Origin of the sequence: Thiohalocapsa marina (assembly GCF_008632335.1) — a bacterium.
In the GTDB taxonomy this organism is placed as follows: Bacteria; Pseudomonadota; Gammaproteobacteria; order Chromatiales; family Chromatiaceae; genus Thiohalocapsa; species Thiohalocapsa marina.
The window spans coordinates 37,626-59,738 of sequence record NZ_VWXX01000016.1 but is presented as its reverse complement, the minus strand read 5'-3'; the positions used below and the strand labels follow the sequence as shown (position 1 = coordinate 59,738).

The window sequence follows — 22,113 nt, the reverse complement described above, 5'->3', positions numbered from 1 at the left end:
AATCCTACTATTATCGTCAGCTCAAAATTCACCGCCTGGCTTCACTCCGTCACCAGACGAGGCAGATCTCCGAGCACAGTCCCAAAACCACCTCCACCGTGATCATTTGGCTGGGTTTTAATCTCACAGTCCACAGTGGCATCCAGTGAACCACCGCCAATCGTCGTCACGCCCTCTATGGTCACCGTCGTATAGCCTACAACCTGGCTTAGTTGATTGGGCGTGCTGCAATCGAAGTCGGCTATCAGCACATCTACAGTCCATGTATCCGGATCGTCGTCGAAGTCCCGGATGTCATCATTGCGCACCCTCATCGCTTCAAAAAGCTCTTCCAGGTCACTGAGCGCCGCAGCAATACCTCCGTTCGTAAATTCTAGTTCACGGCCATCCAGCGCCGTGGAAGGCATGCACTCCTGTGGTGGGAAATCCATCAGACACTCCATGATCTCCTGCAAGTCGTTTGCATTGACATTCTGCGGACTGAAGGTTGTCCAGGCAGCACAACCCCCGCCACCCCAGGAAATCGCATCGCCACAGTCGTTTCCCTCAAACCAGTCCGCCCCGATCGCGAAGGGTAAGCCGGGGGTGAATTCAGACGCCGGCGTGAGTGCGGCCATGCTGTGAAGCTCGGCGTCAATTGAGTATTGTTGCGGCCACCTGGACCCCAGCAGGCTCGACAACAATGTTCTTGCATTTGGGAAGGCCGATGATACCCGCACCGCGTTTACGGGATAGTTCTCATCGAAATTCCAGTGCGTCAGTTCCACATCATCATTTGACAGAATCAAACCTTGCCCTGCAACCGTGTTTTCTGACGCTACACCCATCGCAACCTGTTGCACGTCACTCACTTGATTTGAATCCAGGTCGGCGGCCAGGCCCATAGCATAATATATAGAACCCATCTCGCGCGCAGCGGCGAGGGCTGCGGCATCGAGTGCGGTTTGAAGTTGCGTTTGCAGCACACGCTTATAGCCCTCATCGAACGCCATGGCTGCGATCCCAAGCAATGCAGGAATTGCTATCAGAACCAGTAAAAAAATCGAACCTCTACCTGTTTTATTTGGCTTTCGGCTAAACATGATTGCCTGCCTCAGATCATTCGCAAAGCATCACCGCACGCGCCCCGATACCCTGTCTTTCCGGGGACACAAATCCGTCATCCGACTCACGCCCAAACAGGTGAAGTGCGCGCCAAAGGGCACCGAGCACGAGGAATTCATAGTCGAAACTGACGGTCACCCGAAGTTGATCCCTGAAATTGACGCAACCGGCATTCGTGCCTGTAACGTCTGTCCAGCTGGCTTCCCAAGTATCTGTATCACTATCGAACGCTCTTCGTGCTACCGCGACCGTCGGGGTTGTGTCGGCACCGAATGACACAAGCTGCGCGGTCGCTCGCTCCACCCTGTCAGCAATAGCTTGAGCCGTTGGCCGGGTGCTCTGATAGAGTGTGCCGTATCGGGCGCCTTCCCGGCTTCCGTTGGTGATGAGTTGCCAGTCAAAAATGATGAGTCCGAATTCGATCGTGGCGAAAAGAATGAAAAGGATCAGCGGCATCACAATCGCAAATTCGACGATGGCGGAACCGCCGTCAACTCGCTTATTCATTACCTGCCCCATTAGCCTGTCAAGAAGGCCTTGATCATCGTTTTGGCCATCGGCCGAGGTAGAGCGTGTAGGGTGGACAAGCACAGCGCAGTCCACCATCGGCAGCACGGGGTTTGGTGGACGTCGCTCTCGCTCGTCCACCCTACCGGCCGACGCCATGACCAAGGCTGTTAAGAACAATGTCCAACTCGTTCGTACCCTGGGGCGCTTGCAAGGTTGCAGGGAACCTGGCGGAAGAAACACGCATCCGGCACAGAAGCAAGCGCAGACACCCTGGATGGCCAGCGGCTCACATTCCGGAGATGTGGATGTCGATCATTGCCGCCTGACAGTACTGAGTCTAGTACAGCCGGCTTAAATTGAAAGGCTCCAGACCGTGACCGCGAATCGCGCGAGAACGCTTCTCAGACGTTACAGGTCACCGATCAGCGTCTTTTCAGTGCTCGCCCTTCAGCACCTTCACACGCTGGGCGTTGGCATTGGCCAGCGCGTAGTACTCCGCTGACTGGCGCTGGGCCTGATCGAAGAAGGCCTCGGCATCGTCCAGACGACCGGCGACCATGGCGACGTAGCCGACGTCGTTCAGCGCCTGGGGCCGCGCTTGCACCTTGCCGAAGGCCTGCAGGGCGTCGTCATACCGGCCCTGCCGGGAGTAGACCAGGCCCAGATTGCGCCAGGCCAGCTGATAGTCGGGGTTCAGCTCCAGCGCGCGCTCGAAGGCGGCGATGGCGGCGGCATGCCGGCCGGCGAGGTAGCGGGAATAGCCCAGGTTGTTGTGCAGCATGGGTGCGCCGGGGGCCTGCGCCAGGGCATCCTCGTAATGGCGCTGGGCGCGGGCGTAATCGCGGTCGATGTCCGCGAGCACCCCTAGCGCATTGTGGGCACGCGCCTGCCGGGGCTCGGCACGCACAGCGGCGCGCAGCTGAACCTCGGCCTCGACGTACTGGCGCTGCCTGGCCAGCAGGATGCCGAGGCTGGTCAGCGCGCTGGCATGCCGTGGATCCGCCGCGATGGCCTTGCGGTAGGCTGCCTCGGCCAGCTGGGTGTCGCCACGGGCGTCGTGGATGTTGCCGATCTTGTACAGCAGCTCGGCGTTGTCCGGATCCTTGTTCAGGGCCTGCAGGTATTCGAACAGGGCCTTGTCGAGGTTGCCGCTGGCCAGTGCCGCGTCTGCGCGGGTGAGCGCGGTGGCCGCGCCATCCTTGCCCTTGCTTGCGGTTCCGGCAAGCGCGCTTCGGTCGGTGCTGGACCCCCCGTCCATCGGAGCGGTGGCGCAGCCGGAGAGCAGCAGCAGGGCGGTGGCGAACGCGATCAACGTGAAGGGATGCATGGCGGGACGGCAGACTCAGGTACGGGAAAAACCATGGGAATGCGTGGCTCGGCCCGGGCGATGCGCGCGAGCTGGCCAGGGGTGTCGGTTACATTCGGGTCAGAACCTCGTAGGCCTTGATCAAGGTCGGGCCGACCGCGACGATGATGAAGGCTGGCAACAGGAAGATGCCAAGCGGCAGGATCAGCGTGGTACTGACCCGCGCCGCCTTTTCCTCGGCCGACTGCAGCCGCTTGTCGCGCATCTCTTCGGCGTAGACACGCAGCGTCTCGGCGATGCTGGTGCCGAAGCGCATGGCCTGCATCAGGGTGGAGACCAGGGCGCGCATCTCGTCCATGCCGGTACGTTCGGCCAGGTCTTGCAGCGCCACGCGGCTGTCGACGCCGGCGCGGGTCTGCAACATGACCATGCCGAGCTCTTCCGCCAGCTCCGGGTGCTGAATCTGGGTCTCCTGCGACACGCGCTGGATCGCGGCGTTAAGCCCCAGGCCGGCCTCGGTGCAGACCACCAGCATGTCTAGTGCATCCGGCAGGGCCCGCCGCAGGGCGGCCTGACGCTTGCGGCCCTGACGCGCGAGCCAGTTGTCGGGCAGCAGCGCGCCGATCAGGACAGACCCAATGACCATGCTGAGCTCGGTATTCAGCGGCAGACTGAGGCTGAAGTAGGCCACCAGCGCGACCACCACCGGCAGCACGACGAATCCGACAATCTTGGCGCCGTATAATGCAAACAGCGCCCGTGGCGAGCGATACCCGGCCATGGCCAGCCTGGCCTCCATGCGGCTGCGCTTGCCCACGTCCTGAGGGACCAGGCCCCGGCCGAGTCGCTCCAGCAGGCGGCGCGTCTGCGGCGCAACCCGACCCGGTGGCGCTGCCGCTTCCCTGGTGGCGCCCGCAGCGGGATTGCCGAGGTTTCCGGCGAAGGTGTCGATGCGCTGCTGCACCGGATTTCGGGTGCCACGCACCACCTGGGCGATCAGGAGCACCAGCAGGAACGCCAACAGACCCAGGCCGGCAATGAAGGCCCATTGCAGCGTCTGAGGATCGGCGAGCAGCCGGTCGAATGCAGCCTGGATCTTGGCTAGGGCGTCCATGAAGATGGCTCAGATGTCGAGCTTGATCATCTTGCGAATCCACAGCACGCCAATGGCCTGAAGGACCAGGGCCGCCGCCAGCATCTTCTGGCCCGTGGGATCGTCGAACAGATCGGTGACATAGCCCGGCGACATGAATTCGAGAAGACCGGCCATGATGAATGGCAGCAGGGCGACAATCCAGGCCGCGGCCTTGTTGGCCGCCACCAGCGTGCGCAGCTTGCGCTGGAAGGCAAAGCGCTGCCGGATCAGGCGCTCGAGACGGGCAACGGATTCGGCCAGGTTGCCGCCGGTTTCGCGCTGGATCATGATGGAGGTGGACAAGGCCATCACCGACACGCTGGGCACGCGCTCGAGCATGGCCATGAGCGCGCCGCGCAGATCGCCACCGTAGTTGAGCTCGGCAAAGACGGCACCGAACTCCTCGGCCACGGGCCCCTTGAGCTCTTGCGAGGCGACCTGCATGGCCTGGCTCAGGGGCAGGCCGGCGCGCAGCGTCCGCCCGAACAAGGCCAGCCCGTCCGGCAGCGATTCCTCGAACTTTTCCAGCCGCTGCGCCTTCTTGCGCTGCAGCCAGAGATACGGCGCAATGACACCGACCGCTGCCGCGGTGCCTGCAATCGCCAGCCCGTAACCAAGGACCATCGTGACGCCGAAGGCCGCCACACCCAGCGCGAGACTGATGCCGACAAAATGCACCGCCGCCAGGTCCAGGCCGGCCTGCATCAGCATGTGCACCAGCGGATCGAACACAGGACGCGTCTCCAGCCAACGCGCGGCGGGCGACATCCGCTGCAGATAGTTCTTGCGAATCAGCGAAATCTGCTGATTCTCCACCACTTCGCGGGACAATGACTTGATACGGCTGCGCAGGCGCCGGCGCATGCGGGAGTCGGCCCCGGCCACCGGGGTGGCAAAGGCATAAGCAAGCAGCGCCACCATGAAGAACAATGCGATGACAAGCAGCGTCTGGTCGGACATGGCGCGCTACCGGAAGTGCACGTCGCTCGGCTGGAAGGCCGACAGCTCCAGCGGAATCCCCCGTTGTCGCAGCCGCTCGTAGAACTTCGGCACCAGACCGGTGGCGGCATGGTGACCGATGACATTGCCTTCGGTGTCGATGCCGCTGCGCTCGAACTGGAAGATCTGGGCGGTGGTGATCATGTCGCCCTCCACGCCCTGCACCTCGTCGATGCTGACGAGGCGTCGGGCGCCGTCTTCGTGCCGCTCCAGCTGGACCAGGATGTCCAGCGCCGAGGCGATCTGCGAGCGCACGGCGCGCGCTGGCAGGTTGAGCCCGGTCATGGCCACCATGCTCTCCACGCGCGACAGCGCATCGCGCGGGGTGTTGGCGTGGATGGTGGCAAGCGAGCCCTCGTGGCCGGTGTTCATGGCCTGCAGCATGTCCATGGCCTCGGCGCCGCGGATCTCGCCGAGCACGATGCGATCGGGCCGCATGCGCAGGCTGTTGCGAACCAGGTCGCGCTGGGTCACCTCGCCGCGGCCCTCGATGTTGGGCGGGCGGGTCTCCAGCCGCACCACATGCGGCTGCTGCAGTTGCAGCTCGGCGGAGTCCTCGATGGTGATGACGCGCTCGCTGGGGGGGATCTCGGCCGACAGCACGTTGAGCAGTGTCGTCTTGCCCGAGCCGGTGCCGCCGGAGATGAGGATGTTGAGCCGCGCCCGAACGGCGGCGGAGAGCACCTGCGCCATGGTGCGGGTCAGCGCCTGCAGATCGATCAGGCGCTGCATGGTCAGGCGGTCGGACGGAAAGCGGCGAATCGACAGACTGGGCCCGTCGATGGCCAGCGGCGGGATGATGGCGTTCACGCGCGAGCCGTCGGCCAGGCGCGCGTCGACCATGGGCGAGGCCTCGTCGATGCGCCGCCCGACGCGGGAGACGATGCGGTCGATGATGGTCATCAGGTGCCGTTCGCTGTCGAAAAACACCGGCGCCTGCTCGAGCTTGCCGCGGCGCTCGATGTAGACCTTGTTCGGGCCGTTGACGAGGATGTCCGACACCGTCGGGTCTTTGAGTAGCGGTTCCAGCGGCCCCAGGCCCAGGATCTCGTCCTGAATGTCGCGGATGATGCGCTGGCGCGTGGTCTGCGGAAAGGGCGCGACGTCCTGCTCCATCAGCGTGACGCAGGTCTCGTGGATCTGGCGACGCGCCTCGTTGTCGTCGAGGGTGCCGACCAGACTCAGGTCCAGCGCCTTGACCACCCGATCGAAGATCTCGCGCTTCCAGCCAAGCTCGGCCTGGGACAGACTGCTGGTGATGCCGGAGCCGCCACCCAGGGTGCGCGCCCAGACATCCGGGCTGCGCCGCTCGCTGGGGGCCTGGGACTCAGGGGCAAGCGCCGAGGGCTTACGGATCAGTGCCATTCAGGTATCCACCAGATCATCGTCGGAACAGCCCGAGCACACCCTTTTTCTTCCGCTCTGGCGCTTCGCCCGCCGCCTGCGCGGGCCTGTCGCTGGCCGCCACGGGTTTGTCGATGCCCGTTGCCAGGGCCTGCAGACTGCGGCACAGCTCCGAGCGTGGGGCCGACTCGCAGATGGGCACTCCAAGGTTGATGCTCTCGGAGGCGCGCAGGTAATCACCGGGGAGGGTGCGCACGCGCAACTGCGGGAAGACATCCTCGAAGTCTTCCAGCCTGACCTCGGCCTTCGGGTCGTAGCGATTCACCAGCAGCACGATGCGCTCGGTGGCGATGCCGAGCCGGTCACGCAGCAGGAACACCAGGCGCTTGGTGTCGTGCAGGTGCGCCACCGATTGCTGTGCCACCAGGGCAATGACGTCGGCGCGCTCCAGCACCGCGGCGGTGGAGGCATCGATGCGGTGCGGCAGGTCGAACAGGATGTCCTCGTAGGCGCCGTTCATGGCATCCAGCAGCTTTGCCGTTCGCGCGGCGCTGACATCCTCCGGCACGATGATCTCGTCCATGGCCGCGGCGAGCAGATGCAGACCGCTGTCGTGCCGGATCACGTAGCCCTGCAGGGCGGAGTGATCGAGGGTATCGACGAACTCCATCGCCTTGATCAGCCCGTCGCGGGCGACCAGGTTGAGATAGGTGGGCAGACCGCCAAACTGGAAGTCGAAGTCCACCAGCAGAATGCGGCGGCTGAAGCGGGCCTCCTGCGCCATGGCGGAGGCCACGTTGGCCGCGATCAGGCTCGATCCGCTGCCGCCCTTGGTGTTCATGAACGCGACCAGCCGCGAACCAGACTCGCCCCGCTTGGAACGCTCTTCGCGCACCACGCGCGAAATGGCGGAGGTCAGCTCTTCCGGATTGAGCGGCATGGAGAAGACATCGCGCACGCCCAGGCGCATGGCCGTGCGCAGCAGGCCGACCTCGTTGGAGGAGGTCACCATGAACAGCGGCGGTCGCGGCAACGGGATGCGCTCGATCACCTGCCAGACATCGTCGCCCCACTGGTCATCGACGCAGAACAGCAGCGCGTCCGGCAGCGGGCGCATGTACTCGGGAAGCAGCAATTGGCCGTCGCCCAGGATCAGCGGCGTCAGCGCCAGCATGAGCTGGTCGTGGAGGTCTTCGGTGACGGCCGCGACGGTGTCGCGCGAGCGGCCGACGGCCAGGATCTCGAGGTTCAGATACATGGTGCCTTCAAAAGTTCGTTCAGTTGCCGCTGACGGTCGGCGTCTTCAATTCCAGTTCGCGGAGGGCCTCGAAGCTGGCGACGTCATCGCGATAGGCCGTCAACGCCACCTGCGACTTCCGTCCATCCAGGCCATGGGACCCCACGTCCGGATTGGATGTCTGCACCGCGATCATGTGCCGGACGGATGAACCGAATGCCGGGTCGAAGGCGGCGTCACCCGCCGGATCGCTGGCGCAGCCGAGCAGCAGCAGCCCGACGACACCGCCGGAAGCGGAGAGCGTCAGGGACGTTTTGAATCTGTTGATGTTCATAGGGTTATCCCGTAGATCCGCGGCCGTTGCCGGACCAGCGCCGAAAACTCTCCGCGCTCGACTTGTCCGGCGTGCGCGGAAGTCATCAGGCCCTTAGGGTATCAGAGGTCGTGCCCGAATGGTCCCTCCGAGCCCGACTTGTCGGGACCTAGCCGCTGAGAGCGGCGTGCCGCGGGGGCGGCCGGCGTCTCCGGCCGCCGACCTTCGAGCCGCCCCATCAGGTAGAACTCCACGTCGCTGGGCTCGACGAAGTCGTCGGTGGGCAGCCTCACTTCATCCGAGGCGAACGACCGCGCCAGCCGCGGTGTGACGAAGATGATCAGCTCCGTCTGGCCCGTTCGATAGCCCTGGCTGCGAAACAGCGCGCCGAGCACCGGAATGCTGCCAAGCCCCGGCAGCTTGTCGACCTCACCGCGCGTGGTCTCGCTGAGCAGGCCGGCGATGGCGATGGTCTGGCCACTGGGCACCTCGACCGTGGCGTTGGCGCCGCGACTAACGATGCTCAGCGCCTCACCGACGCCGGTGGGAACGATCTCGCCCTGCTCCGAGACCGACACGTTGACCTTCAGGCTGATGATGCCCGAGTCGAGCACGAAGGGAATGAAGCTGAGGTTGATGCCGACATTCTTGAATTCCGTGGTCACCTGGCCGTCGTCGTCCACCGTCTGATACGGGATCTGGCCACCGGACAGGAACTCCGCCTGCTGGCCGCTGAGCGTGGTCAGGTTGGGCTCCGCGAGGATCTTGGCCAGACCCCGGGATTCCGCGATGGCCAGTTCCATCTCGGCGAAGAAGTTGCCGCTGAGCACGCTGCCAAAGACACCCGTTGCCGGGACCGCATCCGCGGCGGAGAGGCCGGCATTGACAAGCCCGATCTGAACACTGCCGCCGTTGTAGAGGCCCAGAAAATCGATGTCGAGATCCTTGGCCATCGACCGCTGCACCTCGGCGACCTTGACCTCCAGCAGCACCTGCTGGGCCCCGCCCACTTGCAACAAATTGATCACGCCGGCCTTCTCCGTGCCGGCAAAACTCTGGGCAAGGCTCATGGCGGCGTCGATCTTGGCGGGACTGGACACCTCACCGCTCAACACGATGGCGCCCTGGGCCGACTCGACCCGCACCCGGTCCCCTGGCATGAAACGATGCAGTTTCTCCTTCAACCCTTGCAGATCATGCGTGACCTGAAGACCGACCTGGCGCTGAACACGATCGTCCTGATCCCAGAAGATCATGTTGGTGGTGCCGAGTTGCTTGCCGTTGATGTAGATCTGCCGGGGGTTGATGATCAGGATGTCGGCAATGGCGGGATTGGCCACCGAGACGCGGGCCACCGGGCTGGGCAGGTCAATCACCCGCGACTGGTTGACCGGGACACTGACGCCCTGCTGATTTCCGGCAGGCCCGGACAGGGAGGCGGGACCGCCGGCCCAGAGCAGCGTGCTGAGCACCATGCCAGTGAGCAACGCGATCGTGCGACGGACGGAACGGGCGCCGAGCCCCACTGTGAAACACTGGGGCTTCATTCCGCACCCTCCTCCGCATCCTCGTTCAAGGGAGCAACGGACCGCGACGGCAAGGTCGACAGCCCCTGAGACTGATCCCAACTGGTCCCGCGGATGACGGTGATCGGCTGAGGCGACCTGGCCCGCAGGATGTTCGCCTGCGCGGCGCGGGCCAGTTCTGCTTCTGCTTCCGGTGCTTCCGTGGCCGACACGCTCCCTTCGCCGAGATCGCGATCGAGCTGGTTGCGCAACGTCAGGCGGATACCGCCTCCGGTGGTGATTTCCGCCAGGATCTCGGCCTGCCGCGGATTGACCTCGAGGGTGACCGCTCGGACCTTGACGTTGCGCGACTCGTCCACCTGCAGACGCTCGCCGACCGCCAGGATCTTCATGTCTCTCAGGATGGTTCGCGCATTGCCGCCGCGCATGGAAATCACGTCCACGCGGCTGCCGGGAAGCAGGAATCCGGACAGGCCGCTGACCTCGTCCACGCCGATGGTGAGCGCCCGCATGCCCGGCTCCACCTTGGCGGCCAGGACGCTGCCGCCAGGGCCGCTGAGCAGGCGCTTGCCGGAGATGATCTCGCCGGCGTAGATGGAATCCTTGACGATCTCGCCCCTCAACTCCGCCTTGTCGGTGATGGCACCCTGGGGCAGCAGATCAGGTGGTATCTCGATCAGCTTAAGGTGCTTGTCTTCGATGACGCTGTCGACCGGGATATCCACCGCCGCGGCGACCACCTTCACCCTTTCCGCTGGCGCCGCGGGCTGACGGACCGCGAGCTGGCGATTCATCCACTCGTTGCCCAGATAGGCAACGACGCCGGCAAGAAGTAACGAGATGAGGATAGTAATGAGACTTCCAGCCCGCATGACGCCCCCTTGTCGATGTCTCGCCTTGCGCTAATGCGACGCCGTGCCCCGAACGGCTCCGCCCCCCTCGGCTCCAGCGCCACTGTCAACAAAATAGTTGTTCCACGCCCAGTCTAGCACCCTTTCATCGACCACGTAGTTCATGTAGCGTGCATAGTCTTCCGCCAGACCCAGCAAATCGCGCGGATGGCATTGCAGCAGGGGCCTTCCGGTGGCCTCGTAGTGCGTGCCGAGCAGGTAGTCGACCAGCGCGCGCGCGCGTGGAATCTGGCGCGCCGCACACGCCTGCTCCCAGATGGTGATGTATTCCTCACGGGTGGCTGGCTCAAAGGTGACCTTGTAGCCGATGCGGCGCAGAAAAGCCTCATCCGCCAGCGAGTGGGGGGGCAGATTGGTGGAGAAGATCAGCACCATGTCGAAGGGGATGTAGAAATGCGCCCCGGTCTTCAGCCACAGCTGATCCCGCTGCTCCTCCAGCGGCACGATCCAGCGATTGAGCAGCGCCTGAACGCTGACCCGCTGACGGCCCAGATCGTCGATCAGGAATAGCCCCGTGTTGGCGCGCATCTGCAGGGGGGCGGTGTACTGCCTCGTGGCGACGTCATACTGCAGTTCGAGCATGTCGAGCGTCAGCTCGCCGCCAACCGTCACGGCCGGGCGCTCACACAGCCTGTAGCGGCCATCGAACCCCGCCTGCAGACGAACGTCGGCGGTCTGCGGCCCGAGATCGACCGCCTTGTGGCTGCCGGCGTCGTAGTAATTGATGACACTGTCATTGACCAGCACTGCCTGGGGCAGCAGCACCGGATCGCCGAGCAAGCGGCTCATGCGTCTGGACACATAGGTCTTGCCGGTTCCGGGATGGCCGTGGATGAACACGGAGCGGCCCGCGCGCATGGCCGGGCCCAGGCGGTCCAGCAGTTCCGGCGCGATGACGACATCCGTAAAGGAGGCGTGCACCTCCTGGCGGGTCACCGGTCGCGTGCCGGCGGACTGGGCCGCAACCACGCGCCGGTAATCGGCAATGGTGACCGGCGCGGGACCGAGGTAGCCGTCCCGCTCAAGCGCCTGCATGGCCAGAAGACGTCCGCGCTCGGTCAGGCCATAACGCAGCAGGCGAGAATCATCGCGCTGGGTGTGCAGCTGCACGCGGCCCTCGGCGCGCAGGAAGCTGATGACCTCCTCGACGATATTGCCGGGCAGACCCAGGCGGCCGGCCAGATCCAGTTGGTCGAGCACACCGGAGGTGGCCAGATGCTTGGACAGCAGATCCGAGGCAAAGAGTTCGCCAAGACCGGTCTCGGCCAGCGTGGCCGGCCTCGGCGCCAGTTCCGCCAGGCGTTGCAGGTCGACCCTGCCTTCAGCTATCGACATACGTCCTCCTCAGCACGGGTCAGGAGTGATGTGCCAGCCAGATCGCCGCGCAGACGCCGAACGCGATGGCGGGTGCCATCGGCACAGGTTCCGCGTTGGGGGTACGGTGTCCGTCATCTAGATCCGCGTACTGATCGGTCGCGCACCGGTCGGTGCCTGCCGCCGCCCCCGTGGAACAACCAGCCCGCCGACGCCAAAGACGCAAGAAGGGCAGCGGCCGCCCGTTTACTATCGAGCCGTGCAGGGAATAGGCCACCGCCCAGACGGCCCCGACCAGATAGTAGACCATCACCGCGTGGAGGATCAGCCGAGGACCGAGCAAGCCCCCGAGGACGGCAACCAGCTTGAGATCTCCGCCGCCCGTCATGCGCAAGAGAAAACCTGGTAGAAGCAGAGTCGAGCCGACGGCGGTACCGGCAAACCAGATTGCCAGCCCATCCACCCCACTCTGCAGAACGGCAAGCAGTACGCCACCCAGGCTACCGGCAAGGACAATCTTGTTTGGAACGCGCCGCGTGACGACGTCCTTTGCGGCCGCTACGATCGCCAGGGCGATCGCCAAGATTAGCGCCAAGGGCGCGGGTTGCACGCGGTTGAACACCGCATCAGTGACAGGAGACACAAAGTCGCAAGGGTTGATGGCCACTGCCACCCAATACACTATACGGAGCAGATGTCACACAGGCAGGTCATTGCATCACCACCTATTAGCCGGCCGGCAGCGCCCCGAACCGAAGAAACGAAACCAGGCGACGACTCTCATATGCAAGGCCTCACCGATGGCTTCGCCATACAAACACCTGTTTCTTCAACGCTTCCGCCCCCGTACTCCGGAGACGGCAAGCGCTGAAGGTCCTATTAAACTAAGCTCGCCACTAACCAAGCGCGCCACTAATCGTGGTCGCGAGCGACGAGGCGGCAGTTTCGACGCTGTTACCAAGCAGCGAGAAGGCGGCGATGGCACCAACCACCACCAGCGCGACGACCACGACCCACTCGACGACCTCGGCACCTTCCTCGTTCTTCCAAAGCTTTTTCAGGAACTGTTTCATCTCTGTTACCTCAGATCAGACCAACCAGAGGCTGCAAGGTGCGCGCTGTCTTTATCGACAACCCGCCGCCCTAAGCCACCCAAAGTACCTCAGGATGCGCTGCTGCGAACCCTGCTAGCGCTCCGTCCTTGGGTATATACGATTGCGATGCGCAGCGACCATCTCCGAAGGACACACCATGCGTCACGGCAATCACTGCTCCGGTCGTGGACTCCTGGCGCGCCTGGCGAGCCGATAAGGTCGCAACCCCGAGATCCGTCTGCCATGAAGTCTAGCACTCGCTCAGCAGTTTGTATGCCCTCGCGAAGAAGTCCGAACACTTTTTGCCCGGCTTTTCCTGCCATTGATCAATCCACGGCCTTCACTGCTGGCCAAAGGTTATAGGCGTTTTCGAACTCGGCGCGAGGCGGGGGGCCCGCAGGGCGTGACGATTCCGGCCACCGAACGGAGACCGATGACGGCAGCATCCGTCCAGTTGGAATGGTGCCCGGGGCCGGACTCGAACCGGCATGGCCGAAGCCGAGGGATTTTAAGTCCCTTGTGTCTACCAATTTCACCACCCGGGCGGGCGACGAATGCATGGCGAAGGGGTGTCGCCGCGGACACCTGGGTAGTACCAGCGCCGAGCGCTTGGCATCGCTGCCCTGACAGCGACTCGGGACGGCTGCCGGGGCGGCAGTGAGGGGGGGGGGAAAGATGGAGGCTGAGGTCGGAATCGAACCGGCGTCCACGGCTTTGCAGGCCGCTGCATAACCACTCTGCCACTCAGCCGAAGCCCTGCAGTATAGGGCCTCAAGGTCGGCTTGTCATCCCCCAATTGTCTGAGGGTCCAAGCTGGCTCAGCCCATCGCGGACCGTCTGGAAACTGATTAATCGCCATCACGGCGTCCAGAACTTGATCAGGCTGACCACGATGCCGCCAACGGCGACAGTCGTGCCGAAGGACCAGATCATGAAGCGATCGATCCGCCGCGTGAGGGCCTCGAAGCGCTGATCAACCTGTTCGAACCGCTTGTCGACCTGTTCGAACCGCTTGTCGACCTGCTCGAACCGCTTGTCGATCTGCTCGAACCGCTTGTCGACCTGCTCGAACCGCTTGTCGACCTGCGCAAAGCGGGCCATCATGTCTTGGCGCAGTTCTTCGTGGCGCTTGTCCATCTGCTCGAAACGCTTGTCGACCTGCTCGAAGCGCCGCTCCATCATGGCGAAGCCCTGGCGCATCAGCTCGCGCTGGTGCTTGAGTTCTTCCTCCACCCGCACCATGCGCTCGCGCAACTCGATCTCATAGACCGCTGGCGGCTTGCCCAGACTCTGCTCGGCCAGCCATTCCGCCATGTGCCCCTTGATGAATTCGATGTCTTGCTGTGTGAGCGCCATGGGCCTGTCTCCGCGCGCCGGTGGCGCGATCTGATTGTGCAGTTGCCGAGCTTGGCGTCTACTCAGCCGCGCCGCCAGGTGGTGGTGCCGGCGCCGTCTTCGAGCACGACACCGGCATCCTGGAGCTGGTCGCGGATGCGGTCGGCCTCGGCGAAGTCACGGGCCTTGCGGGCGTCGGCGCGACGCTGGATCAAAGCCTCGATCTCGGCATCGGTGGGGCCTTGGGCGGCGGCGTCGCCGGCGCCGGCGCGCAGGTAGGCGTCCGGATCCTGGCCGAGCAGGCCGAGCACGTCGCCGAGGGTGCGCAGCTCCCCACCCAGGGCAGCGGCGGCGGCGATGTCGTCGGTGCGCAGACGGTTGATCTCGCGGGCCAGGTCGAACAGCACCGCCAGGGCCTCGGGGGTGTTGAAGTCGTCGTCCATGGCGGCGTCGAAACGGCGGCGAAAGTCTTCGGCACCGGGCGGCGAGCCCGTGTCCGCAACGGCCGACCGTTCGCTGTTCGCGGCGGACGGCAGGCCGCGCAGGGCGGTATAGAGCCGGGTGAGCGCGGCGCGGGCGTTGTCCAGGTGCTCGTCGTCGTAGTTCAGCGGGCTGCGATAGTGGCTGGTGAGGATGAAGTAGCGCACCTCTTCGGGCTGATAGCGGGCGAGGATCTCGCGGACGGTGAAGAAGTTGCCCAGGGACTTGGACATCTTTTCTTCGTTGACGCGGACGAAGCCGTTGTGCATCCAGACGTTGACGAAGGGCTCGCCCGTGGCGCCTTCGGACTGGGCGATCTCGTTCTCATGGTGCGGAAACTGCAGGTCGGCGCCGCCGCCGTGGATGTCGAAGTGATTGCCGAGGCAGCAGGTAGACATGGCGGAGCATTCGATGTGCCAGCCCGGGCGCCCGGCCCCCCAGGGCGAGTCCCAGGCGGGCTCGCCGGGCTTGACGGCCTTCCAGAGGGCGAAGTCCAGCGGATCGCGCTTGGCCTCGCCCACCTCGACCCGGGCGCCGGCCCGCAGGTCCTGCGGGTCCTTGCCAGAGAGCTTGCCATAGCCCGGAAAGCTGGCCACCGCGTAATAGACATCCCCGTTGTCGGCAACATAGGCGTGGCCGTTGTCGATGAGTCGCTGGATCATGGCCAGGATCTCGGCCATGTGGGCAGTGGCGCGGGGCTCGTCGTCGGGCGGCAGGATGCCCAGCGCCGCGGCGTCCTCGTGCATGGCGGCGATGAAGCGCTCGGTCAGGACGTCGATGGGTTCGCCGTTGTCGTTGGCGCGGCGGATGATCTTATCGTCGATGTCGGTGATGTTGCGGATATAGGTGACGTCGTAGCCGGCGCGCCGCAGATATCGATAGACGATGTCGAACACCACCAACACCCGGGCGTGGCCGAGGTGGCAGAGGTCGTAGACGGTCATGCCGCAGACGTACATGCGCACCTTGCCGGGCTCGATGGGGGTGAAGGGGGCCTTGCGGCGGGTGAGGCTGTTGTAGATCTCGAGCATGGCGGCGGGACTGCGCTGTGGGTTGACGGCGTTCGAAGGCTGCATGGTAACAGAGGGGCCTGAACCGTTGAACGCGATACCGCCGGCCCCGATGACGAAGCAGGCGACCAGGCCAGTGGCCGCGGCGGTGCGGGACAGAGAAAATTCCAAGGCCAGCGCTCGGAGAAGGCTTGTTACAATCCCGCCACCAAGCCGGGCCTGTGCGGCGACCGCATCCATGGCCTTCCGTGCCCAGCATCTGGGGAGGCTGTTTTTTGGTCAGGTGGCCAATAGATCAGCCTCTTCCCAGGTCCGACCTGATCGGCCCTCGACGCGGCCTTGCAACAACGGCCTGGCAACAGTCCACCAACAGACGCTGAGCAACCCCTCATCCAGGAGCACTTTCAATGATCAAACTGACCACCAACCACGGCGACATCACCATCGAGCTGGATCACGACAAGGCGCCGGTAACGGCGGCCAACTTCGAGCAGTATGTGCGCGACGGCCACTACGACGGCACTCTGTTCCACCGCGTGATCAACGGCTTCATGATCCAGGGCGGCGGCATGGACAGCAAGTTCACGCAGAAGGCCACCCGCGCGCCCATCGAGAACGAGGCCAAGAACGGGCTGAAGAACGTGGTCGGCTCCATCGCCATGGCCCGCACCATGGATCCGCACTCCGCCTCGTCGCAGTTCTTCATCAACGTCTCAGACAACAGCTTCCTGGACTACCCGGGTCAGGACGGCTGGGGCTACTGCGTGTTCGGCAAGGTGGTGGACGGCATGGACGTTGTGAATGCCATCAAGGAGGTCAAGACCGGCAGCCGCCATGGCCACCAGGACGTGCCGGCGGAGGACGTGGTGATCGAGAAGGCGGAGATTGTCTGAGCCAACCCGCACCGGCGCGCTGTTCGTCTCCGACCTGCACCTGGCGGCGGAGCGGCCGGCGATCGTACAGCGCTTTGTCGGTCTGTTGCAGGGACGCGCGCGTCAGGCGTCGCAGTTGTACATCCTGGGCGACCTGTTCGACGCCTGGGTCGGCGACGATGACGACACCCCGATGCACCGCGCCGTCATCCGCGCCTTGCGCGGCCTGACCGACAGCGGCACCCGCTGCGGGCTGATGCACGGCAACCGGGACTTCCTGCTCGGCCGGCGCTTCGCCCGCGCCAGCGGCTGCACCCTCCTGCGCGACCCGACGCGGATCCTGCTGGACGGCGAACCCGTGCTGCTGATGCACGGCGACCTGTTGTGCACCGGCGACCAGGCCTACCTGCGCTTTCGGCGCCGGGTGCGCAATCCGCTGGTGCAGCGGCTGTTCCTGTGGCAATCGCTGGCAAAGCGCCGGCAGGTGGCCGCGGACTATCGCCGCCGTAGCGGCGAGGCCATGGCCGCCAAGGACGCCAGGATCATGGACACCGACCAGGCCGAGGTGGTCCGCCGCATGCGCCGCGCCGGCGTGCACCGCCTGGTGCATGGCCACACGCACCGTCCGGCGGAGCATGTGTTCGGGCTGGACGGCGCCGAAGCGACGCGTCATGTGCTGGCCGACTGGAACGACCAGCAGGGCGAGCTGCTGGCCCAGGCCGACGGCCGATGGTGGCGAGAGACCCTGCCCTGACCCCTGCCGGTCAACGCCCCGTCCCTTTTGAACTTCACCCTACCAACTTCAGCCTTCAAGCCTTCCCGAACACATGGCCATCAACCCGTCGAGCTCGGCCTGATCGAAGCCAGCGCGACGGCGGTCCGGCAGGTTCAGCGGGCAGCGGACGGCGCCGCGGAAGTGCTCGCGGATCAGCCCCAGATAGGTATCCCGGGGCGCCAGGCCCCGTTCGGCGCAGAGCCAGCGGAACCAGCGGCTGCCGATGGCCACATGGCCCACCTCCTCGCGCAGGATGATCGCCAGGCGGTCGGCGGTGTCGTCATCGCCGACGGCACGCAGGCGCTCGATCATGCCGGGGGTCACGTCCAGCCCGCGCGCCTCCAGCACACGCGGCACCAGCGCCATGCGCCGCAACGGGTCGGCGGCGGTCTGCCGCGCCATCTGCCAAAGGCCGTCGTGGGCGGGAAAGTCGCCGTAGTCGTGGCCCAGCGCGCCCAGACGCTCGCGCATCAGCCGGAAGTGATATGCCTCCTCATCCGCCACCCGCAGCCAGTCGGCGGCGAAGTCCGGCGGCATGTCCGGGAAGCGCAGCACGGCGTCCAGCGCCAGATTGATGGCGTTGAATTCGATATGGGCCACGGCATGCACCAGGGCCGCGCGTCCCTCAGCATCCTTCAGGCCACGCTTGGGCAGTTGCCTGGGCGGGACCAGGCGCGGCCGGCCCGGACGCCCGGGGGTGTCCGGGGCGGGCGGCCGGGCCCCGACCAGCGACAGCTGGCCGTTTCGGAACTGCTCGGCGATGTCGTGCGTGCAGCGCACCTTGGCCGACGGTTCGCACACCGCCAGACACTGGGCCACGGCCTCGAACAAGGATTGTGTTGCCATCCGGCCTCGCTGTTTTTTGCTGTCGACGCGCCCCCGCGATGGGGTATGCTTGTTCAGTACTCCACCAATAACTAATCAAAAACCACACCCCACTGTCAAAGCCAGGAGGACCCGACAATGAAGCTGTGCCCCGGATGCGACACATCGCCATTGCCCTTCGTGATGGTGACCCTGATTGCGGGTATCGTCGGCTTCATCACCTGGCTGATCCTCGGGCTGTCCGACCTGGAGCCGCTGCTGCGCCTGGCAACGGCAGTGGCGGCCTTCCTCGCCATCGGCGCCACGCTGCTGCACTACGTCATCAGTTGCCTGCGGCGCCACTGCCAGCATCGGCAACGCTTCGAGCGCGGACTGTCGTCTCGCTGACGCAGACTCCATCCACCGCAAAGACTCAGCGGCAGACCGGCGCGTCTACGCAAGTCTTTGCGAATTCTCTGCGTACTCTGCGCCTTTGCGGTATTGACTTTCCGATTGCCGGCCGTCAGCGCAGCGGCGGGCCGGGCGGTTCTGATCGCGGCGGCACCGAGGCCACCCGATTGCGCAGGTACACCGGCAGGGCCGCGTAGGCGCTCACGACCTGGCCACGGCGAAAGGCGTCCTCCGCCAGGGGCAGAATGTCCTGCGACTCGCAGACCCGATCAGCATCCGCCAGATCGAGGCCCTGATCGAGCAAGGGCCCGACACGCCGCTGCAGCACATCGGCATGCGCCCGCCAGCCATCGCCGGCGGCGAACCAGGGCGTCTCACCGGACATCGGCGCCAGCGGAACCGCTTCGGGGGCGCAGACGCTGTCGTCCACCATGGGCCGCATCAGGCCCTGGTCGTCGGCCACATAGATCCCCCAGTAGACCTCGCCCATGCGGGCATCGAAGGCGCTCAGCACCCGCGACGCACCCCGCTCGCGCCGGCAGCCCTGGGCCAGGGTCGCCAGCGTGGAGATGCCGATGACCGGCAGTTCCGCGGCGAATGCCGTGCCCTGGGCGACGGCCGCGGCAATGCGCAGGCCGGTGAACGAGCCGGGGCCATGAGCGAAGGCCAAGGCATCCAGGTCGGTCACGGCCAGCCCCTGCGCGCGCAGCAGGTCGTCCATCATCGACAGGATCAGTTCGCCGTGACGGCGCGGTGCATGCTCCAGGCGCTGGCTGATGACACCGTCGATGGACAAGGCGGCGGAGCAGGCGGAACCGGAGGTATCGATGGCAAGCAGTCTCATGGGCGTGAATCGAGTCAGTGATTGGACCGGGTCGCGGTATCAGCGATCATCATCATCCGGCGCCGCGCCAAAGAAGGCGCGCACATCGTCTAGCGCGCGGGATCGGGCCATGGGCGGCAGGCTGTCGAGGAACACCTTGCCGTAGCCGCGGCTGTACAGTCGCGGATCGCAGACCACCAGCACACCGCGGTCTGCTGCATCGCGAATGAGTCGGCCGGCACCCTGTTTCAGGGCGATCACGGCCTGCGGCAGCTGGTGGTCGCGAAACGGGCTGCCTCCGCCCCGGCGCAGGGCATCCAGCCGCGCCTGCAGGATCGGGTCTCCCGGCGAGGCAAACGGCAGGCGATCGATGACGACGCATGACAGCGCCTCGCCGCGCACGTCCACCCCTTCCCAGAAACTGGAGGTGCCCAGCAGCACCGCGTTCCCCGTGGTGCGGAAGCGCTCGACCAGTTCCGCCCGCGGCGCCGTGCCCTGCACCAGCAGCGGATACGGGATGCGGTGCTGCAGCCGTGTCGCCACCTCGCGCAGGGCCCGGTGGCTGGTGAACAGCAGGAAGGCGCGCCCGCGGCTGGCATCGATGATGTCCAGGGCCAGATCCGCCACGGCGCCGCTGTAGCCGGGGTCCGCCGGATCCGGCAGACCGGTGGGCGCGAACAGCAGCGCCTGGTGCGGATAGTCGAACGGACTGTCCCACAGCGCCGTGCGCGGCTCTTCGGCGCCGATCTGGCGGGCAAAATGCTCGAACGAGCCGGCCACAGCCAGGGTAGCGGAGGTGAACACCCAGGCACAGGGATGGCGCTCGCGATAACCGCGAAACAGCTCGGCCACATCCAGCGGCGTCTGGTTGAGCCGAAAGCCCTGACCGCGCACCTCGAGCCAGCGGACTCGGGTCTCGTCGTCGGCATCGTCGAACACGGCCAGCCGGGTCGCCAGGGCCTTGGCCCGCAGCAGGCACCGGTCCAGACCCTTGGCCCGCTCGGCGATGGCCTCCAGCACCTGCGCCAGCCCCGCCACCACCGTGCCCAGATCCTCCAGGGCGGCCTGGATGTCGGGGCTGCGTTCCACATCCTGCCAGGGCGCCCGCCGATCAGGGCCGCCCAGCGCCTCGCGCAACTGGCCGATGGCATGGCGCAGACGCTCCAGCACCAGCGGGATCTCCGGCACGTCGCCGGCATCCCGGGCGGCCTCCTCGCTGGTGTCGCGCACCAGTTCGAGCAGTTGCCGGCTGCTCACGGTGGCGCCGAAAAAGGCCGCGGCCACTTCGGGCAACTGGTGCGCCTCGTCGACGATGACGCAATCGGTGCCCGGCAGCACCTCACCGAAGCCCTCGTCGCGCAGGGCCATGTCCGCGCACAGCAGGTGGTGGTTGATCACCACCAGGTCTGCCTCCTGGGCGCGCCGCCGGGCATCCAGCAGGTGGCATTTGTGCAGTGACGGGCATTCCTGGCCGAGGCAGTTGTCGGTGGTGGAGGTCACCGCCGGCCAGACCGGCGCTGCCTCCGGCAACGCCAGCTCGGCGATGTCGCCGTCGCGTGTGTCCGCAGCCCAGGCGTGCACGGCGCCCAGTTGCTGCCGTGCCTGGGGCGACAGCTTGTCCGGCCTGGCCAGGGCCAGGTCCAGACGGTAACGGCAGAGGTAGTTGCCGCGCCCCTTCAGCAACGCGATCCGGATGGGCTGGCTCAGCGCAGAGCGGATCAGCGGGATGTCGCGGTGGAACAGCTGATCCTGCAGATTGCGGGTGCCGGTGGAGACCAGCACCTTGCGGCCGCTGGCCAGGGCCGGCACCAGGTAGGCAAAGGTCTTGCCAGTGCCGGTGCCCGCCTCGCAGATCAGCAGTTCGCCGCTGTCGATGGCGTCGAACACCACCTCGGCCATGGCCTGTTGTTGCGGCCGCCGCACGAAGCCCTGGACGCGGCCGGCGAGCACGCCATGCTCGCCGAGGATGTCATCCACCACACCGGCCGAAGTTTGCGTCATCGGGTTGAAACGGCTCGCCTGCCTGGTTGCCAGGCTGCTGGTTGCCTGAGCGGCTGCCGTCAGCCGCCCCGGGCCATGCGTTCGGCCTCGACGGCACCATTGATGTCGCCGCTCTGGCGGCGCACGGTGGCGATGATGTCCCAGTTGTTCTGCTTGAGCTGGGCCTGGTCGCCGGCCAGGGCATTGGAGCGCGCAGCGAAGTTGCCGGCCTGGGAACCCAGCCCCTGCTCCAGCCGCACCCGGGCGAGCCGGTTCCACAGATAGGCGTCCTTGGGCTGGATGCGCAAGGCCCGCTCCAGGGTGGCCGCGGCACCGGAGAAGTCGCCGGTCTGGCGCTGCTGCTCCGCCCGTCTGGCCAGGGAGTCCACCGCTGGCGGCAGATCCGGTGGCGTCAGGCCCGGTGCCGGCGTGGCGCGGGCCACTTCAGGTGCCGGCGGCGCGACCGCAGCAGGCGGCGCCGGCTCCGATGTGGGCGCGGGCATCACTGTCCGCGGCTCGGCGGCGGCATTGGTTCGCGCCGTGGTGGTGGCCGCGGCCGACCCCGCCGCGGTTGCAGCACCCTGTACCGTGGTGCTCGGCGCATCACCGGCATCGGCCATGTCAGGCTGGGTGTCCGGAATGGATTCCGGCGGCGTGTAGGCATAGACCTGCGTCGGTTCCGGCGCCGCGGGCTGTTCCGCCGGCGACTCGCTGACCGGTGCCTGGCTGGCATCGACAATGGGCGCCGGGGGGCCGTCGCGCTGCGGCACGGAACAGGCGCCCAGCAGCAGTGCAGCGACGGTCGTGGCCAGGAGTAAGCGTGTATGCAT

22 protein-coding genes and 2 tRNA genes are annotated in these 22,113 nt (G+C 65.7%); 3 read left to right on the top strand and 21 right to left on the bottom strand.

From position 1 onward, the window contains the following. Positions 1 to 41: 41 nt before the first annotated feature. The 17 genes from F2Q65_RS11425 to cysS form a co-directional block, all read right to left on the bottom strand. Positions 42 to 1,082 carry a pilus assembly protein TadG-related protein gene (locus tag F2Q65_RS11425; RefSeq protein ID WP_150093470.1) on the bottom strand — a complete coding sequence of 347 codons (1,041 nt, stop codon included), beginning with the start codon at positions 1,080 to 1,082 and terminating at the stop codon, positions 42 to 44. Between the two features lie 16 nt (positions 1,083 to 1,098). Continuing rightward, positions 1,099 to 1,611, bottom strand: a complete 513-nt coding sequence (locus tag F2Q65_RS11420; protein ID WP_170265653.1) for a TadE/TadG family type IV pilus assembly protein — start codon at positions 1,609 to 1,611, stop codon at positions 1,099 to 1,101. 436 nt (positions 1,612 to 2,047) lie between these two features. Beyond that, on the bottom strand, positions 2,048 to 2,941 hold the full coding sequence (locus F2Q65_RS11415; protein ID WP_150093466.1) for a tetratricopeptide repeat protein: 894 nt from the start codon (positions 2,939 to 2,941) through the stop codon (positions 2,048 to 2,050). Between the two features lie 88 nt (positions 2,942 to 3,029). Further along, positions 3,030 to 4,034 (bottom strand): type II secretion system F family protein, encoded by a 1,005-nt coding sequence (locus F2Q65_RS11410; RefSeq protein WP_150093464.1) that lies wholly within the window; start codon positions 4,032 to 4,034, stop codon positions 3,030 to 3,032. Positions 4,035 to 4,043: 9 nt separating this feature from the next. Then, positions 4,044 to 5,015, bottom strand: a complete 972-nt coding sequence (locus F2Q65_RS11405; RefSeq protein WP_150093463.1) for a type II secretion system F family protein — start codon at positions 5,013 to 5,015, stop codon at positions 4,044 to 4,046. Between the two features lie 6 nt (positions 5,016 to 5,021). Further along, on the bottom strand, positions 5,022 to 6,419 hold the full coding sequence (locus F2Q65_RS11400) for a TadA family conjugal transfer-associated ATPase (RefSeq protein WP_150093462.1): 1,398 nt from the start codon (positions 6,417 to 6,419) through the stop codon (positions 5,022 to 5,024). 16 nt (positions 6,420 to 6,435) lie between these two features. Next, positions 6,436 to 7,656, bottom strand: a complete 1,221-nt coding sequence (locus tag F2Q65_RS11395; protein ID WP_150093461.1) for a CpaE/TadZ family protein — start codon at positions 7,654 to 7,656, stop codon at positions 6,436 to 6,438. 19 nt (positions 7,657 to 7,675) lie between these two features. After that, the gene (locus F2Q65_RS11390; protein ID WP_150093460.1) at positions 7,676 to 7,969 is read right to left on the bottom strand and encodes a hypothetical protein; all 294 of its coding nucleotides are present in this window, start codon (positions 7,967 to 7,969) and stop codon (positions 7,676 to 7,678) included. A gap of 101 nt (positions 7,970 to 8,070) precedes the next feature. Then, positions 8,071 to 9,495: a type II and III secretion system protein family protein gene (locus F2Q65_RS11385; RefSeq protein ID WP_150093459.1), complete on the bottom strand. Its 1,425-nt coding sequence runs from the start codon at positions 9,493 to 9,495 to the stop codon at positions 8,071 to 8,073. Further along, on the bottom strand, positions 9,492 to 10,346 hold the full coding sequence (cpaB, locus tag F2Q65_RS11380) for a Flp pilus assembly protein CpaB (RefSeq protein ID WP_150093458.1): 855 nt from the start codon (positions 10,344 to 10,346) through the stop codon (positions 9,492 to 9,494). The genes F2Q65_RS11385 and cpaB overlap by 4 nt, the downstream gene beginning before the upstream one ends. Before the next feature lie 30 nt (positions 10,347 to 10,376). Beyond that, the gene (locus tag F2Q65_RS11375; RefSeq protein WP_150093456.1) at positions 10,377 to 11,720 is read right to left on the bottom strand and encodes an ATP-binding protein; all 1,344 of its coding nucleotides are present in this window, start codon (positions 11,718 to 11,720) and stop codon (positions 10,377 to 10,379) included. Between the two features lie 19 nt (positions 11,721 to 11,739). Further along, entirely contained in the window at positions 11,740 to 12,282 is a 543-nt protein-coding gene (locus tag F2Q65_RS11370; RefSeq protein WP_170265652.1) for an A24 family peptidase, read from the bottom strand. A gap of 313 nt (positions 12,283 to 12,595) precedes the next feature. After that, entirely contained in the window at positions 12,596 to 12,772 is a 177-nt protein-coding gene (locus tag F2Q65_RS19465; RefSeq protein WP_170265650.1) for a hypothetical protein, read from the bottom strand. A 481-nt stretch (positions 12,773 to 13,253) separates the two neighbouring features. Continuing rightward, a tRNA-Leu gene (locus F2Q65_RS11365) sits at positions 13,254 to 13,338 on the bottom strand. 131 nt (positions 13,339 to 13,469) lie between these two features. Then, a tRNA-Cys gene (locus tag F2Q65_RS11360) sits at positions 13,470 to 13,543 on the bottom strand. Positions 13,544 to 13,651: 108 nt separating this feature from the next. Then, the gene (locus F2Q65_RS11355) at positions 13,652 to 14,149 is read right to left on the bottom strand and encodes a hypothetical protein (protein WP_150093452.1); all 498 of its coding nucleotides are present in this window, start codon (positions 14,147 to 14,149) and stop codon (positions 13,652 to 13,654) included. A 62-nt stretch (positions 14,150 to 14,211) separates the two neighbouring features. Further along, entirely contained in the window at positions 14,212 to 15,639 is a 1,428-nt protein-coding gene (cysS, locus tag F2Q65_RS11350; protein WP_150093514.1) for a cysteine--tRNA ligase, read from the bottom strand. 386 nt (positions 15,640 to 16,025) lie between these two features. On the opposite strand from cysS, the gene F2Q65_RS11345 reads away from it, so the two are divergent. Continuing rightward, the gene (locus tag F2Q65_RS11345; RefSeq protein ID WP_150093450.1) at positions 16,026 to 16,511 is read left to right on the top strand and encodes a peptidylprolyl isomerase; all 486 of its coding nucleotides are present in this window, start codon (positions 16,026 to 16,028) and stop codon (positions 16,509 to 16,511) included. Then, positions 16,504 to 17,244, top strand: a complete 741-nt coding sequence (locus tag F2Q65_RS11340; RefSeq protein ID WP_211354021.1) for a UDP-2,3-diacylglucosamine diphosphatase — start codon at positions 16,504 to 16,506, stop codon at positions 17,242 to 17,244. Before F2Q65_RS11345 ends, F2Q65_RS11340 begins: the two co-directional genes overlap by 8 nt. Before the next feature lie 48 nt (positions 17,245 to 17,292). Here the strand turns inward: F2Q65_RS11340 and F2Q65_RS11335 are convergent, their stop codons facing one another. Beyond that, positions 17,293 to 18,111: a ferritin-like domain-containing protein gene (locus F2Q65_RS11335; RefSeq protein WP_150093447.1), complete on the bottom strand. Its 819-nt coding sequence runs from the start codon at positions 18,109 to 18,111 to the stop codon at positions 17,293 to 17,295. A 117-nt stretch (positions 18,112 to 18,228) separates the two neighbouring features. Between F2Q65_RS11335 and F2Q65_RS11330 the strand changes: the two genes are divergently transcribed. After that, the gene (locus F2Q65_RS11330; RefSeq protein WP_150093445.1) at positions 18,229 to 18,477 is read left to right on the top strand and encodes a hypothetical protein; all 249 of its coding nucleotides are present in this window, start codon (positions 18,229 to 18,231) and stop codon (positions 18,475 to 18,477) included. Between the two features lie 115 nt (positions 18,478 to 18,592). Here F2Q65_RS11330 and tsaB read toward each other — a convergent pair whose 3' ends face one another. Genes tsaB through F2Q65_RS20205 form a run of 3 tightly spaced genes read right to left on the bottom strand, consistent with a single transcriptional unit; the run spans position 18,593 to position 22,113 of the window. Next, a complete protein-coding gene (gene tsaB / locus F2Q65_RS11325) occupies positions 18,593 to 19,324 on the bottom strand; it encodes a tRNA (adenosine(37)-N6)-threonylcarbamoyltransferase complex dimerization subunit type 1 TsaB (RefSeq protein ID WP_150093443.1) in 732 nt (243 codons plus the stop codon). A 39-nt stretch (positions 19,325 to 19,363) separates the two neighbouring features. Further along, a complete protein-coding gene (gene yoaA, locus F2Q65_RS11320) occupies positions 19,364 to 21,304 on the bottom strand; it encodes a DNA repair helicase YoaA (RefSeq protein WP_150093441.1) in 1,941 nt (646 codons plus the stop codon). A gap of 59 nt (positions 21,305 to 21,363) precedes the next feature. Next, positions 21,364 to 22,113: a tetratricopeptide repeat protein gene (locus F2Q65_RS20205; RefSeq protein WP_150093439.1), complete on the bottom strand. Its 750-nt coding sequence runs from the start codon at positions 22,111 to 22,113 to the stop codon at positions 21,364 to 21,366.